The sequence below is a fragment of the Paraburkholderia ginsengiterrae genome (assembly GCF_001645125.1).
GTDB lineage: Bacteria > Pseudomonadota > Gammaproteobacteria > Burkholderiales > Burkholderiaceae > Paraburkholderia > Paraburkholderia ginsengiterrae.
Genome location: NZ_LXKA01000011.1, coordinates 200,616 through 215,618 on the forward strand (window position 1 = coordinate 200,616; position 15,003 = coordinate 215,618).

General features: G+C 58.9%; 15 protein-coding genes. 6 read left to right on the forward strand and 9 right to left on the reverse strand.

The window, feature by feature from the left end:
- Window positions 1-3: 3 nt before the first annotated feature.
- From A6V37_RS00940 to A6V37_RS00950, 3 genes are all read right to left on the reverse strand, one after another.
- Entirely contained in the window at window positions 4-978 is a 975-nt protein-coding gene (locus tag A6V37_RS00940; RefSeq protein ID WP_064270998.1) for a LysR family transcriptional regulator, read from the reverse strand.
- 335 nt (window positions 979-1,313) lie between these two features.
- A complete protein-coding gene (locus tag A6V37_RS00945) occupies window positions 1,314-1,691 on the reverse strand; it encodes a response regulator (protein ID WP_064270997.1) in 378 nt (125 codons plus the stop codon).
- Between the two features lie 175 nt (window positions 1,692-1,866).
- On the reverse strand, window positions 1,867-2,526 hold the full coding sequence (locus A6V37_RS00950) for a response regulator transcription factor (protein ID WP_064270996.1): 660 nt from the start codon (window positions 2,524-2,526) through the stop codon (window positions 1,867-1,869).
- Window positions 2,527-2,698: 172 nt separating this feature from the next.
- On the opposite strand from A6V37_RS00950, the gene A6V37_RS00955 reads away from it, so the two are divergent.
- From A6V37_RS00955 to A6V37_RS43075, 4 genes are all read left to right on the forward strand, one after another.
- The gene (locus tag A6V37_RS00955) at window positions 2,699-3,553 is read left to right on the forward strand and encodes a mandelate racemase/muconate lactonizing enzyme family protein (RefSeq protein WP_242665924.1); all 855 of its coding nucleotides are present in this window, start codon (window positions 2,699-2,701) and stop codon (window positions 3,551-3,553) included.
- A gap of 180 nt (window positions 3,554-3,733) precedes the next feature.
- Window positions 3,734-4,489 carry an AEC family transporter gene (locus tag A6V37_RS00960; protein WP_064270995.1) on the forward strand — a complete coding sequence of 252 codons (756 nt, stop codon included), beginning with the start codon at window positions 3,734-3,736 and terminating at the stop codon, window positions 4,487-4,489.
- 355 nt (window positions 4,490-4,844) lie between these two features.
- Window positions 4,845-5,786: a LysR family transcriptional regulator gene (locus A6V37_RS00965; RefSeq protein ID WP_064270994.1), complete on the forward strand. Its 942-nt coding sequence runs from the start codon at window positions 4,845-4,847 to the stop codon at window positions 5,784-5,786.
- 6 nt (window positions 5,787-5,792) lie between these two features.
- On the forward strand, window positions 5,793-5,975 hold the full coding sequence (locus tag A6V37_RS43075) for a DUF3331 domain-containing protein (RefSeq protein WP_425262267.1): 183 nt from the start codon (window positions 5,793-5,795) through the stop codon (window positions 5,973-5,975).
- A gap of 74 nt (window positions 5,976-6,049) precedes the next feature.
- Here the strand turns inward: A6V37_RS43075 and A6V37_RS00970 are convergent, their stop codons facing one another.
- From A6V37_RS00970 to A6V37_RS40370, 3 genes are all read right to left on the reverse strand, one after another.
- Entirely contained in the window at window positions 6,050-6,280 is a 231-nt protein-coding gene (locus A6V37_RS00970) for a tautomerase family protein (RefSeq protein ID WP_064270993.1), read from the reverse strand.
- 101 nt (window positions 6,281-6,381) lie between these two features.
- The gene (locus A6V37_RS00975) at window positions 6,382-7,092 is read right to left on the reverse strand and encodes an SDR family NAD(P)-dependent oxidoreductase (RefSeq protein WP_064270992.1); all 711 of its coding nucleotides are present in this window, start codon (window positions 7,090-7,092) and stop codon (window positions 6,382-6,384) included.
- Window positions 7,093-7,227: 135 nt separating this feature from the next.
- On the reverse strand, window positions 7,228-7,416 hold the full coding sequence (locus A6V37_RS40370; protein WP_157447840.1) for a hypothetical protein: 189 nt from the start codon (window positions 7,414-7,416) through the stop codon (window positions 7,228-7,230).
- A 133-nt stretch (window positions 7,417-7,549) separates the two neighbouring features.
- On the opposite strand from A6V37_RS40370, the gene A6V37_RS00985 reads away from it, so the two are divergent.
- Together A6V37_RS00985 and A6V37_RS00995 are read left to right on the forward strand one after the other, a co-directional pair.
- On the forward strand, window positions 7,550-8,224 hold the full coding sequence (locus tag A6V37_RS00985; RefSeq protein WP_242665923.1) for a VOC family protein: 675 nt from the start codon (window positions 7,550-7,552) through the stop codon (window positions 8,222-8,224).
- Window positions 8,225-8,810: 586 nt separating this feature from the next.
- Window positions 8,811-10,136, forward strand: coding sequence for an epoxide hydrolase family protein (locus A6V37_RS00995; protein ID WP_064270988.1), 1,326 nt, complete (start codon window positions 8,811-8,813; stop codon window positions 10,134-10,136).
- 44 nt (window positions 10,137-10,180) lie between these two features.
- Here the strand turns inward: A6V37_RS00995 and A6V37_RS01000 are convergent, their stop codons facing one another.
- Genes A6V37_RS01000 through A6V37_RS01010 form a run of 3 tightly spaced genes read right to left on the reverse strand, consistent with a single transcriptional unit; the run spans window position 10,181 to window position 14,430 of the window.
- Complete coding sequence (locus A6V37_RS01000; protein WP_064270986.1) at window positions 10,181-11,719, reverse strand: efflux transporter outer membrane subunit; 1,539 nt, start codon at window positions 11,717-11,719, stop codon at window positions 10,181-10,183.
- Window positions 11,716-12,792, reverse strand: coding sequence for an HlyD family secretion protein (locus tag A6V37_RS01005; protein WP_064270984.1), 1,077 nt, complete (start codon window positions 12,790-12,792; stop codon window positions 11,716-11,718). Before A6V37_RS01005 ends, A6V37_RS01000 begins: the two co-directional genes overlap by 4 nt.
- Window positions 12,793-12,804: 12 nt before the next feature.
- The gene (locus A6V37_RS01010; protein ID WP_064270982.1) at window positions 12,805-14,430 is read right to left on the reverse strand and encodes an MFS transporter; all 1,626 of its coding nucleotides are present in this window, start codon (window positions 14,428-14,430) and stop codon (window positions 12,805-12,807) included.
- Window positions 14,431-15,003: the final 573 nt, after the last annotated feature.

A 15,003-nucleotide genomic window follows, 5' to 3' on the forward strand; every position in this document is an offset into this window, starting at 1 on the left:
CCGTCATGACATCGTTGCGACTTCTTCATGACGATTGTTTGGTTGGGGAACCCTGATCGCATCATGGGCAAAGGGTCGGGCGGGCGCTCTGAAAAACTCGGCGCAGAAATCGACGAATGTCCTGAACCTCGCCGGAAGCAGTTCCCGGTGCGAATAGAAGAGACATATTTCAACGTTGCTGTCCGATGTCGTGCATTCCGGCAGGATGTGCAAGAGATGTCCCATGTCGATATCTTCGCGAACCATGGATTCAGGTAACGTGGCGATACCGGTCCCGGTTAGCGCCGCCGCCCGCAGCAGCACTTCGTTACCATCCATCGACGACATGGGGGATACGCTCACGCGTCGGCCACCCTCATACAGATCGATGAAATCCGCGCTCTTCTTCCTCGACTCGGGGTCGACCAGCAGAAAGTGACTGGCGAGCTTCGAAGCGGTTTCTGGCGTACCGTATTGCTGCAGATAAGCGGGTGAAGCGACTAGAATGCGCGGCGACCTGAATAGCATCCGGCGAATCACGGCGGATTGCTCCACAAGATGAGGCGGAAGAATCGCTATATCGAACCGGCCGTCATACAGATTCGTGGCGCCATCCTGAACGGAAACAACGAGACTCACATTGGGCGCAATGGCGCGATAGCGCCGCACCAGGCGGGAGAACGTTTCGCTCACCAGCATGGGGTGCACGACAAGCCGCAGCCTTCCGCCGTTGACTTCTTGCTCTTGCGAAATGCGACGGTTTGCCTCATCGAGCTCTTCAAGCAAACGGCAGCAGATCAGATAGTACGGTTGTGCCGCTTCTGTCAAAGAGACGGACCTTGTTGTCCTGAGCAAGACCCTTGTCTGAATGCATCCCTCGAGCTTGGCGATCGCTTTCGATATTGACCCGGTGGTCACATTCAAGGATTCGGCGGCCTTGCTAAAACTTTGATACCGCGCGGCCGCAATGAATGCACGCATCATGTAAAGCTGATCCATCTCGCACCCCACAGGCAAATTGATGAAGGGAGTATCCAGCCGCTCAGAACTGCCAAAGATGACGAAAACTCAACCGCCCCTCTGCGCGTGTAGCCAAAGTTGCATGTCCGCGGCGGCTCGCACGCTGTCTGAGACGGTGCCAGAATGAGCCAGGAGTCCCTCGTCCAACGATTGAAGGGTAAGCGCGAACGCCGCGCGATTCTATCGTCCGATGTGATGTGATGCGTTGTGCAGTCGCATGTTCGTCTAATACGTTCGGATGCTTTGAGCAAGCGGCGGCATGACGGCCCCTTCGCAGGTCTCGCCCAGGCCAGCGCGAGGGACCTTCGGTTAGCTTACTTCAAAAGTATTTCGCCAATCAGCGCGAGCAGTCGCGCGTCGTCCACTGGCTTTGAGAAGAAACCGGCGGCTCCGCCGGCATTGACTCGCTCGAGAAGCTCCTGCGTCTCATAGGCTGTAATGAAAATGACGGGAACTGGGTGCTTCGATAGCTTGATCGACTCAAGCAGCGCAAAACCGTCCATGCCCGGCATGTGGATATCCGCGACAACAAGCTTCAGTTCCGACCGCCGCGTATCGTCTAGAAGATGGCTGGCGGACGAATAGGCAATGACCTTCCAGTTTGCCGATCGAAGCGAACTGGATATCGCCATCCGGACGGATTCGTCATCGTCCACCACCCCAATAACTGCAGAAGAGCGCTTTGATTTCATCGAGAGTTCGCAGGCCGTCGAAAGGATTCGGAAAGCTCGAATCCTCTAGACAAATTACAGGCCCACGGACAAGGAGACAATAAGACCTTCGAATGATTTTGGTGACAGTTCGTATGAGCCGGGATCGATCCCAGCGCTGAAGATGACGGCCACAGCGCAGCGAATGCAGAAACTTCTATCTGGCGCCCTGGTGGAGAGGCTGCACCTGCTGCAACTTCCTGACGACATCGGGCACTGAGCGCGCATTCAGCTTGTGCATCGCTTGCGCCCGATGGATCTTGACCGTCACCTCGCTAAGACACAGGAGGTCGGCGATCTGCTTGTTCAACAGTCCATCGGCGACCAACCTGATCACTTCCCGCTCGCGCGCTGTCAGCGAATCGTATGTTTGACGGATGCCCGCAACGATCCTTTCCTGACGCTTCAATTCGCCATCCTTTTTCAGGGCTGCGGCGATCGTATCGATCAGATCCTGATCCTTGAACGGCTTTGTCATGAAATCGAAAGCGCCCGCCTTCATTGCCTTGACGGACATCTCAATGTCACCGTGCCCGGTCAGAAATATGATCGGAAAGTGAACACTTTCCTTGAATGGCTCCTGCTGCAGGGTAAGGCCGCTCGCGCCTCGCAGCCGGACGTCAAGAATGAGACAACTCGGCACGTCCGGCATCTCCGCGGCTAGAAAATCGTCGGCCGATTCGAACGCCCGCACGTGAATTCCGACCGACATCAGCAGAGAGGTTAGCGAGCCTCGAATTGACTCGTCGTCGTCGACCACATAAACGACCGAGCCCGGCAATGATTCACTTCCCGCCCCAACGTTGTCGTGTTTCATCGCTCGATCTTCGAAAAGTTCGTCACGGTAAGCTGACGCTGATCCTTTCCGTATGGTAAGCAATGCTCGCCCTCATCGCCAGATATTGCGCACGGTTTTTCCTGGTGTCATTGCGCCTCAAGCTATACCGGCGGGCGGCAGGTCCGGCGCGGCAGTGTGGGGTAAAGCGGGTTTGGAAACCGTCGACTCGCTGATCGTGAAGGTCACCACCGATACGGGCGTCGTCGGCTGGGGGGAGTCGTTTGGATTTACCGCCATTCCGGCGGTGAAGGTGGTGATCGACTCGATCCTCGCGCCTGAAATGATCGGCCGCGATGCCACGCAGCTTGAGAAGCGGATGCTCGATCTGCAGAAGAAATTCCATGTCTTCGGGCGCAGCGGAGCCTTCATCTACGGCCTCTCGGCCATCGACATCGCGTTGTGGGATATTGCCGGCAGGGTTGTGGGGCAGCCGGTGCACCAGCTCCTCGGCGGCAGCGAAGCCGTTTCGCTGCCCGCTTACGCAAGCCTGATCCGTTACTCCGATCCTGAGCTGGTCAGGGAAAACTCAGACGTGCGCTGGATAGCGGCTTTCGGCATCTCAAGCTGCATGAGATCGATATCGACTGTATCCGTGCGGCGCGCGAAGCGGCCGGGGATGACGTCGAGATGGCCACCCGAGAACTACTCAGGGCTGGCGCAGGTTCGACAGCAGGGCGGTAATCCGGTGGCCGCCGGCGAGAACGCCTCGACGCTGACGGATTTTCAGCATCTTCTCGAGGCGGGGGCCGTCGACTTCATTCAGCCGAGCTCCGCCAAAATGGGCGGCCTGACCGAACTGCGCAAGGTCTTCGCGCTGGCCAACGCCCATAACGTCACGGTGATGGTGCACTCGTTTTATGACGGCCCGGGGCCGCTGGCAAACGTGCATGCAAGTGCGGCACTGGGCGGCCCAGGTGCGATGGTCGAGTGGCGGTATTTCGACCGCGAGGCGCAGCTCTACGGTGAAGCGATCATCCCGAAGAACGGCACGATGGCCGTTCCGTGAGGTCCGGGACTTGGGCTTGAACCGGATGCCGATGTGATCCGCGATTTTCGTCTGAGATGAACGCGCAGCATCGGTGAGTGCCTGGGCGCGGCGGTGCCGCGTTCCTCGCAATCTGTAGCAGCGTCTCTGCCGGCACATGCGGCGGGGCATGCAGGTCGACGCCTGGGAGTAGCAACTCAAATGCTGGACCATATCCTGGGGCCTCTCGTGCCCGTCGCCTTTGTCATTGTGCTCGGCTTCATAGCAGGCAAACGTGGCAAGCTCAACTATTCCGACAGCCTGCTGATCAGTAAGCTCGTGCTGAACTGGATTTTTCCCGCGCTTCTGCCGGCGGGCATGGCTGGCACGCCGCGCTCGCAACTGCTCGATGTCCGGTTTGTCGTCGCGACGTTCATCGCGATAATGGGCATGTACGCGCTTGCTTTTGCGACCGGTTGGTACCGCTATCGTGAACTGAAAGCCGCCACGCTGAAGGGTTTCGTGTGCGGCTACCCGGATGGTGCATTCATGGGTATTCCGATTCTGCAGGCCATGTTCGGACCGTCGAGCCTGTATGCGGTGCTGGTGCTCAATCTGATTGCCAGCCTCGTAATGATCCCGCTTACGACGATGCTGCTTGCGATCGCGAGCGGTGAGGGCGGTGGCGCTAAGGCGTGCGTCTCGAGCATTTCGGCTGCAGTGCGACGGCCGCTGATGTGGGCACCAGCGATCGGCATCCTGTGCTCGCTGCTCGCGGTCAAGCTTCCTCCTGTGCTGAACGACTCGCTGAACCTGCTTTGCGCACTGCCGTCAGCGACGATTCCCGCGATGTTCGCCAACGAAGCGGGCGCATACCGTAGTGAGGCCGCTACCTCGATCCTCGCGAGCACAGTGCTGTCCGTCATCACCTTTTCGTTCGCTATCTATCTGATCGACGGAGGCCTGGCCGCGGCCTGAGACACCGCCAGCATCGGCCGGTCGTGGCGTGGCGGGACAGGCGATCTCAGACATTCTGGCACTTCAGGTTTCGGGACCACACTAACAGGCGTGGCGGCGTGCCGGGAGGGAACAGGATTGTCTTTGAATCAGGCATCTGTCTCGATCTTCATCTTTTACCCAAAGGAGTCTTTTCGGGAAACCTGTTCTAACGCGGAAACAATCGGGGATGACTCCGGCCAGCAAGGGCGCAATGCACGGAGCACGGATTGCCAGGAGGATGGCGCAGCAGAATCCGGACCTGGTTCGGGCTATGCTGTGAATGAAGCGTCAGGGACAGCATGTCGAATCCAGGCAAGATGCCGAGGCGGAGATAATGGACACGTTCCGCAACATGAAGATTTTCGTCGAAGTGGCCGAGGCGGGAAGCTTTACGGCGGCTGCCAATCAACTGGGTACCACAACTGGCTATGTGTCCCGGTCGATTTCCGAACTCGAAACTCATTTGCGCACCCGCCTGCTCAACCGCACGACGCGGCGTCTCGCACTGACAGAGGCAGGCGAGCGGTATCTGCAACGGTGCTACGCGATTACCGCGTCGGTTGCGGAGGCAGAGGCTGAGGCATCGAACGCGCATGCGAAGCCGGTGGGAGCGCTGCGAGTCCACGCGTTGTCGAGCCTGGGGCAAAACTATGTGGTCCCCGCGGTTGCGGCCTATCAGGAGCGTTATCCCGCAGTGACCGTGGATCTCACGCTCTCGCAGAACGTTCCCGACCTGCTGGAAGAGGGCTACGACGTGGCCTTGAGGGTCACCCCGGGGGCGCTACCCGACTCGGCCTACATCTCACGGCGGCTCGGCACGTTCTACAGTATTCTGTGCGCGTCTCCAAAGTATCTCGAGATACACGGTGTGCCGCAGACAGTTGACGATTTATCGAATCACACCTGTCTTCAGGTCGCCGTGCCGATTTTTCCGGCGGACCGCTGGCTTCTGGAAGATGTGAGCGGAGAGCACGAATTCATGCTGCCAGATGGCCGCTTCAAGGTGAACGTCCCTGATGCCATGGCGGTTGCGGCGCTGGAAGGAATGGGCATTGCCGCGTTACCGACGTTCACGGTGCGGTCCCTGCTGCGCTCGGGCTCGCTGAAACGCGTGCTACCGGACTATCAGCTGCAAGCGCAGAATGTTTTCGCGCTGTATGCGTCGCGTCAGTATCTCGACGCGAAGATCAAAACATGGATCGAATTCTTGCGCGACTGGACGGATAGCGCGCTAAACGCCGACGGTCCGGCGATAGAACCTACCTCGAACGGCTAAGGCGTGGTGCGCGGGGAGCACCGTCGAGGTGGCGTATCAGGGATATGCACGTTGAGCGGGCAACGGATCAGGCGCGGGGTCTGCATCTTTCATCCGCGACCTTCGAAACCTGCACCGGTCAATGCCCGTGCGACGATCCTCGAATCGGCCTTGAACGCGATTGAACCGTTGCTGACAAACCAGCTGTAGATATTCTCCTGGAAGGCGCGACTGCTAGCGCGGATCGACGAGATCCTGCCGCGTGGTGTGGTATCGAAACGCCCCTACTTCAACCCTCGCTGCTTGCGATATACGTCAGTCGGTAGACCACCCCAGCCCCAGTTCTCCGTTTCCACCTCCTGGATGACCACAAAGGTTGCGTCGAGCGGCTTTTTCAGCACGTCGAGCAGCAGGTGGCTGACGCCCTTGATGAGTTCGGCTTTCTCTTCTGCGGTGACCGAGTCGACGCCCGGCCTGGTGCCCTCGCGGGTCACCTGGATCGTGACGATTGGCATGGTGTTCTCCTTGATCGTAGTTGACGAACCGGCCGCCAGCTAGCGGCGGCGTCCGGTCGTGCGGGATGGTGCCTGATATGGCTGGTATTGCCTGGTCGCGTTTAATGCCCGGCGTTCTGGCCGCCGTCGACGTGCAGGATCTCGCCGGTGACGAACGGGGCGGAGTCGAGATACACGATCGCGTTGACGATATCGCTCATTTCACCCATATGACCCATCGGATGGAGCGCGCCGAGTGCCGCATGCGTTTCCGCCGCGTGCATCGGCGACTTGATGATGCCCGGCGCGACCGCGTTGGCACGAATGCCGCGTTTTGCGTATTCAATCGCAAGGGACTTTGTTGCCGCGTTCAGGCCGCCCTTGGTGAGCGAGGCGAGTACCGACGGCACGCCGTCGATCGCGTGGTCGGCCAGGGTGGTGGTGATGCTGACGACGTGGCCGCTGGAATGCTTCTCCATTTCAGCGATGGCGAGCTGCGTGATGTAGAAGAAGCCGTTCAGGTTCACGCCTATGACTGCCGCATAGTCTTCCGCGGTGTAGCGGGTAAAAGGCTTGGCGACGAAGACGCCGGCGTTGTTGACGAGCGTGTCGATGCGGCCAAAGCGCGCCACGCCCTCGCTGATCACGCGCCGGGCGGTTTCGGGGTCGGCGATGTCGCCGACCACGGTCAGGATGTTGGGATCCTCCGACGGCTTGATGCTGCGCGCGGTGGCGACCACGCGATAGTCGAGCTTGCGGAAAGCCTTGACGACTTCTGCGCCGATGCCTTGCGACGCACCGGTAACGACGATGACCTTTTGTGACGTGCTCATATAGAACCTCCGAATCAATTGAGTGGGCTCTGTTGCCGATCGGGCCCGTGGCTCCGATAGGGGTCTAATCTAGGCGCTTTGGCGTCGAGTTCGAATACCCGGGGCGGACAAACACTTGTGATCCGGAGGAACAAATCAGGCGCGGCGGGCGGCCACGCGTACTTCGCGGCCGTCATGACGGCCGAACAGCGCCTGGCGCCGAAGAAGGGGGCACCGCTCGTCGACGACGATCGCGGTCTGAAGGTGGCCCGCCACGAAGACGGCTTTTTCTGCAAGCCTTTTCCATCGGGTAAAGAATGTTTTGCCCGCCAGTCGATTGTCCACCTGTTCTCCCAGGTGGCATTCTGGAGAGGCAAATCCCGAATGAGCATCTGACTGAGCGCGAGATTGAGTTCTCAGCGCTAGAAATATTCCATCCAGTTGCAACCCCGGATGATCAAAACACAAGGAGCATGACGTGAGCAATGCACAGACACGTAACGAAGCCAAAACAGCGGTTGGAACAGCGCGGACGGCCGACATGAAGCTTGAGGTCGTGGTCATCCCCGTCTCTGACGTCGATCGCGCCAAGCAGTTCTACGTTGGGCTAGGTTGGAGGCTCGACGTCGATATCGCAAAGGATGACCAGTTTCGGGTTGTGCATTTCACGCCCCCGGGCTCGCAATGCTCGATTCTCTTCGGCAAGGGCGTCACAACGGCAGAGCCAGGCTCGGCGCAGGGACTCCATCTCATTGTGTCTGATATAGACGAAGCGCGCGCAGAGCTTGTCGAGCGGGCCATCGACGTGAGCGAAGTCTTTCATGACGCCGGCGGCCTTTTCCACCATGCGGGTGAGGAAGAACGCGTGAGCGGCCCGCATCCGGCGCGGCGCAGCTATGGTTCTTTCGCTTCGTTCAGAGATCCTGACGGAAATGGCTGGGTCTTCCAGGAGGTGACCACTCGACTCCCTGGAAGGACGGACACGCAGGCCACGACGTTCACTTCGGCGATCGAGTTCGCAGGGGCGCTACGACGGGCCGCGGCCGCGCATGGCGAGTTTGAGAAAGTGTCCGGACAGCATGACGAAAACTGGCCGGACTGGTATGCCAACCATATCATCGCTGAGCAGGCCGGCACGCAGTCGCCGACATGAGCCTGGCGGCAGATGGCTGCGCTGGCTGAGGAATGAAGTGCTGCCCCGGATGAGCCGAATAGGCGTCAAGCGTGTCGCGGGGCGCCGGTGGCATCGCTGGCTGCGGTAATGGTGGCGGCACTATCCCGAAGCACAGCGACTGCTGACCGGGAAAGAAGAAGCCTCGCTCGCTGGCGGGGCCTGTGCTGCCAGGTGCGAAGCGCGTGGATTACTTGTCCGGTTGATTTACCTCGCCGGTGTACCGGTCGAGATGAATCTCCACATCAGGCCTTTTCTGCAACCCAAGTTCCATCAGACGCACGCCCGAGGGATTTGCTCTGGAATAGAAACGTCGAGCGCGACGGATTTGTTCGCGACCGACACAACTGTTGTTCTAACCTGGGCGTTTACCCAGATGGCTTGCTTCCGCACAATCAATACAGCTACTGCGGACTGCGGTTTGCGGTCGGTCGAGGCGGTGACGATGTGAGGCTTGCCAACTGGCTGCCTCTATAGTCGGCTCAATTGGACAATCGTGAAAGTGATTGCCCCAGGATGTTGGGTTGCTGCCGCACTCATCGCTCCACCTTTACTAACAGGAACTTGTATGTCTGACGATATTCTTCCCCAGACCCCATCGCGCCGTCGCTTTATTGGCGTGGCAGCGGCGGCCGCTATTGCAGGCTCGTTGAGTCAACTCGCTTTCGCGGAAACGAATCAAGCCGTCACTGAAGTCGCGCCGTCGAGCGGCGGTGACAAGACCGCTATTCGGCCACTACGTGTGCACGCGCCGGAATCGCAACTCATCGATTTGAAGAGGCGTATCAAGGCGACCAGGTGGCCCGAGCGGGAAACGGTAACCGATGCATCGCAAGGCGTGCAGCTCGCGACAATGCAAAAGCTCGCACGTTATTGGGCGACCGACTATGACTGGCGCAAAGTGGAGGCGAGGCTGAACGCTCTGCCGCAATTCGTCACCGAGATCGATGGGCTCGACATTCATTTCATCCACGTTCGTTCGAAAAGCGAAAATGCGTTGCCGGTTATCATCACGCACGGGTGGCCTGGCTCGATCATTGAGCAGTTGAAGATCATCGATCCGTTGACCAATCCTACGGGCCATGGCGGGACTGCGTCGGACGCCTTCGATGTCGTGATTCCATCTCTCCCGGGCTACGGGTTTTCAGGCAAGCCGACCATGACGGGATGGGATCCTGCCCGCGTTGCACGCGCCTGGGTCGTACTGATGAAACGGCTCGGATACACACGATATGTTGCGCAAGGCGGCGATTGGGGGAATGCCGTCACTGAGCAGATGGCCCTCCTGGCGCCACCGGAACTGCTCGGCATTCACACCAACATGCCGGCCACCGTACCGGACAACGTTGCAAATGCACTCAAGTTCGGCGACCCGGTGCCAGCAGGCCTCTCAGCTGATGAGAAGCACGCGTACGATCAGCTCGACTATTTCTACAAGCACGGCCTTGGCTACGCCCAGGAGATGACGAACCGCCCGCAGACGCTGTACGGAATTGAAGATTCACCTGTCGGCCTCGCCGCGTGGATGCTCGACCACGATGCCGCCAGCCAGGCACTTATCGCACGCGTGTTTGACGGTCAGTCGGAGGGGCTTACGCGAGATGATGTTCTCGACAACGTGACGCTCTATTGGCTCACGAACACGGGAATTTCTTCGGCTCGTTTGTATTGGGAAAACAAGCTCAACTTCTTTGCTCCCAAGCACGTTGCTATCCCGGTGGCCGTCAGCGTGTTTCCAGATGAAATCTACGCCGCCCCGCAAAGCTGGACAGCGAAGGCGTATCCGAAGCTGATTCACTATAACCGCCTTCCCAAAGGCGGGCATTTTGCGGCCTGGGAGCAGCCGCAGACCTTCTCGGAAGAGCTTCGCGTGAGCTTCCGGTCGCTGCGGTGAGCGCAAGGATGCAGGCTCCGCGTCGCTTGCCGCAGAATGCCGCGTCAATGAAGGCTGTCCTGTCTGGCGTAGGTTGATTCCCACCCGCCGCCGAGCACCTTGCATAGCGTGATCAGGGTGACGGCGGCGTCGGCCTTACTTTGCTCAAGGTTGCTTTGCGCATCGAGCAACTGTTTCTGCACGTTGAGTACGTTGAGGAAGTCGACCGCGCCCTCCTTGTATCGTTGCCGCGCGATGGAGAGCGCACTCTGGTTCAGGCTCACGACCGTTTTCAGGCGATCGCGACGCCGCTGTTCAGCGTCATAGACGACGAGCGCGTCGTCCACTTCCCGCCAGGCGTCTAGTACGGTACGTTTGTAGACAATCGCAGCCTCCTGCTGTTGTGCCTCGCGCAAATGAAGCGTCCCAATGAGGCGTCCGCCCTGGAAGATTGGAAGCGTGATTGATGGTCCCACGACATACTGGCCGGACTCCCAGCCGGCGAGATTCGACAGTTGCAGGCTCTGAAAACCGGCGCTGCCGTTCAGCGATATGCGTGGGTAGAAGTCGGCCTTTGCCATTCCGATCGCCGCCGTGGCTGCGTGCAGTTGATCCTCCGCTTTGCGGATGTCGGGGCGGCGCTGCACCAGTTCAGACGGAAGCCCGATGGGCACCTGGTCAGGCAGTGCCGGAACATCACGGGGCTCGGCGAGCATCTGTTGTAACGCACCAGGTTCCTTCGCCAGCAGTATGCCGATCGCATTGATCGTGGTCTCGGAACGCGATTCGAGCGTCGGGATCAGGCTCTCAATCGACTCAGCCTGTGCGGAAGCGTTGTCCACGTCCAGATTCGTAGTGACGCCTTCACGTACCCGATTCTCCGTAAGCTTCGTTGCGTCACGGGCGATTTCCAGGTTCTGTCGTGCGATCTGAAGCAAAGCCTGCGTGTCACGCAACTGAATGTAGTCTCGCGCGAGTTCAGCGCGCGCCGACAAAAGCACTGCGTTGCGGTCCTCGTATGAGGCATCGGACAGAGCGGTCGCGGCCTCGACACCGCGTCGAACCCGTCCCCAGATGTCGAGTTCCCAGGATGCATCGAAACCGAACTGATAGAGGTTGAAAGGTGGCGAGCCTTTGGACCCTGGTATTGGCGCCACACCGAGCGGCGCGGTGCCCGATGCTGACTGCGGCTCACTTCCCGTCGGGGTGACGCCAAGCAACGAGAGGATGCCGTTCGGACTTCCGCGCTCGCGGTGATACGAGGCATTGCCGTCCAGTGTTGGATATTCCTCTGCTCCGGCGATGCGTTGCTCCGCGCGGCTTTGCCGCAGACGTGCCGACGCCGCCGCTACGTCGAGGTTCGCATCGGCGAGTTGTTGTTCCAGTGAGTCCAGTACCGGGTCATTAAACAGGGTCCACCATTCTTGACCGAATTCGGATTCAACTGGTTTGCTCGATGCTTGCGCAGTCTGAGTGCGGTTAAATACGTCAGGCGTACTCGTCTGCGGACGTTCGAAGTTCGGGCCGACCAGACAGCCCGTGAGCGCGAAACAGAGCGATACTGCGAGCGCTGGCGTGCGGATGGAGAATTCACTCGCATTCATTTCGCGTCGGCTCCTGCGATTCGCGTATCGGCGCGCTTGCCAACGGCGACCTCTGTTTCGACCGACAACCCCACGCTCAACTCGGACGCAGCCTGCTGTCCCGGGTCGATTGTGATCTTGACAGGGACGCGCTGGACGACCTTGGTGAAGTTGCCCGTTGCGTTGTCGGGCGCGATAGGCGCGAAGCTCAATCCTGTAGCCGGGGCAAGACTATCGACGTGTCCCTGGATCACGACGCCCGGCAAGCTGTCGACCGTGATGCGCACGGTCTGCCTGGGGCGCATGTTGGTGAGCTGGTTTTCCTGGAAGTTGGCAAGGACATACGCCTCCGAAAGCGGGACAATCGCGAGCAGTGGCGTGCCCGTTGTAACGTATGCGCCGACCCGCGCCGAGCGTCGTCCAACCTTGCCGTCGATGGGCGCGCGGATCTCCGTATAGGACAGGTTGAGTTTCGCCTGATCGAGTACGGCCTCGGCGTGGGCCAACGTGCCTGCCGCCTTGTCGCGCTCGGTACGCAGAACTTCGAGGTTCTGTTCAGTCGCAACAAGTACAGCCCGATTGTGGGCCTGCTGCGCGAGTTCCTCGGCAAGCGCGCTCGAAGCATGTTGTTTCTCCTGCGTTGTTCCTGCGCCCGATACCGAGAGATTCTGGTAGCGCAAGGCATTCTCTCGCGCAAACTCAATCGTCGCGTCATCTGCCCGTAGCGTGGCGCGCGCCTCGTCGACAAGCGCAGGTTGCCGCGCGATCTCGGCGTCGTAGTTCGCAACCGAAGCCCTGGCTGCCGCGACGTCGGCTTGTGCGCTCATCAATGCGGCGCGGAAATCGCGGTCGTCGATACGCACCAAAAGCTGGCCGGTTTTTACCTGCTGGTTGTCCTCGACGAGTACCTCTGAAAGCTGGCCGGGAACACGGGGCGCTATCAGCGTGAAATCGGCCGTCACATAGGCATCGTTTGTGGTCTCGCTATTCGGGGCGGAAAATAGCTTGATGCAAGCCCATACAGCCACGCCAAGTATGACCACATACGCGGCAAGACGAATTGTTTTGGGAGGAATTCGAGTGACAAATGACATAGATACCATCGCTTAGCGGGAAGAGGGCGACGTAGTGCACCATGGCGGATAAATACGCACGGGTAACACCGGAACAACGAAAAGAAAGGCGACGGCGATGCCGGCCATCACGCGATAGAGATCCGCCGATGTCAGTACTACGGCCTGCTCGTGGATCCGGTGCGCGAGTTCGCCGAGATCATCAATTGCGCCGATGCTTTGGCCCGTCACCAGCGCGTTGTTGCCTAAGTGGTCCACGAGCATGCTCGAATGAAAATGATCGCGCGTAGTACCCAGCCCTTCAATGAGAGCGGTTGCCGCAGCACCCGTAAATGTTTTGACCGTATTGAACATGGCCGAGGCAAACGGCCCATCCGTTGGGGCCAGGCCTGTCGTGACACCCATCAGGATCCCCATGATCACCATGGGTTGTGCAACGATCTGTAACGACTGAAGCCAGTAAAAATTCTCGCGCACCCACTCGGAGGTCATGAAACTCCCCAAAAAGCACGTGGTGGCCATCAGGCAAAGTCCAATGGCCATGACCCAGCGGTGGTCGACCTGCCGGAGGTTCAGGACGGCGGCGGTCGCAGGTAGCGCAATCAATAGGGGAATGGCAACGAGCAAAGACAGCGGCGTGGTTTGCAGCGGCCTGTAACCGTGGATTTGGGCGAGATATTGGCCGGGTATAGCGGCGACGCCAACCAGCAGCGTAACGGCGCCTACCAGCGTCAGAAGCCCGTGCGCGAAGTTTCGGCGGGCAAGCAGTTGAAGCTTGAAAAACGGCAGTGGATGAAACCACTCGTTGATAAGGAACGCCACAAACAACAGCGCTCCGCCACAAAACATCGTGGAGATAAACGTGGAATTCAGCCAATCAAGGCGATCGCCCTGCAGAAGACCAATGACGAGCATGGCGATAGCGGGGTATCCCAGTATGAATCCGCTCCAGTTAAATGAACGGAACCGTTCCAGTTTGAGCGGATCTGGCGGAAGACCCTGCTGGATCGCCACGCAGCATACGATGCCAAGCGGCACGATTTGCCAGAATGCCATTCGCCAGCTGACGTATTCCGTCCATAAGGCTGCGAGAGGCGTGCCGAGCGCCGGTCCGAAGGTCGCGGTGAGTGCGTATCCCGCGAGTCCATATAACTTGACTTTCGGGGGAAGATATCGAAGCGCCACGATGATCAACATCGGCGGCAGACATCCGCAGGCTACGCCCTGCAGCGTACGCAACACATATAGCGTAAGCAGGTTCGGCGCAAAGGGGCAAAGAAATCCAAGGAACATCACGGCCAGCACGGCGCCAATCGTAAATCGCTTCAGCGTGAGCGTCACCCCAAACCACGGAGCGAATACCATCGTGGCTACGTTCGTAGCCTCGAATAGAGTGGTCAGCCAGGTCCCATCGTCATTTCCAATCGAGAACGCGCCGCGAATATCGGCCAGCGCCACCGCAGTGACCTGTTCGTTCAATATTGCCAGCAGCGACGCCAGCAGCATTCCGATCAGGCCGATAGCAAGGCGAAGTGGCAAGTCGGCTTCTTTGGACGTTGTCTGTACAGAAGTGTCTGCCTCCCGTGCGGAAACCGGCTCCGGCGAGTGTGCGAGCTTCGGTTCTGCCGTTCCAGTTGTCCGTTGCTTGGCGGGGTTCATAAGAGTCCGCGACGCTACCAGCGTTCAATGGGCTATTGGATCGGGAAGTCTTCCTCTCACGCGCAGTGCTCGCGAAGATCACGGATGCGCCGCGAAAGAACCTGGTCCAATCGCCCAATGGTTTTTCCCACAGTCGTTCGAACCGGTTCAATCACGTATCGCTGCCGCGCAATGGATTCATCTCATTCAATGAGACGGGTCCACTTTCTTACTAACAAAGGTCGCGTACTAGTCCATTCCATTCATAATCTGGACAATATCACCACAACTACCGGGACAACGCGTCCGCCTGGAAATGATCCTTTTCCATTCGGCTAACAGACTGCGAACCGTAGACCGCGGTAGTCAAGCCGGTCGTGTGCAAACAAGCCCTTTGGGTAAATGACCACGATTGAACAACAGTTGTGTCCGTCAGGGATAAATGGGTCTATTGCGCTCCAGTTCGCTAATCTTACTGTGTCACAAAAGCTATTTACTGTGGAGTGATACCTGGTAGTATTAAATAATAAAGACTTCGGGCGACCGGAATGAGAGAGGATGTCGACGAATTTGACGCGTATCTGGATCATCTGG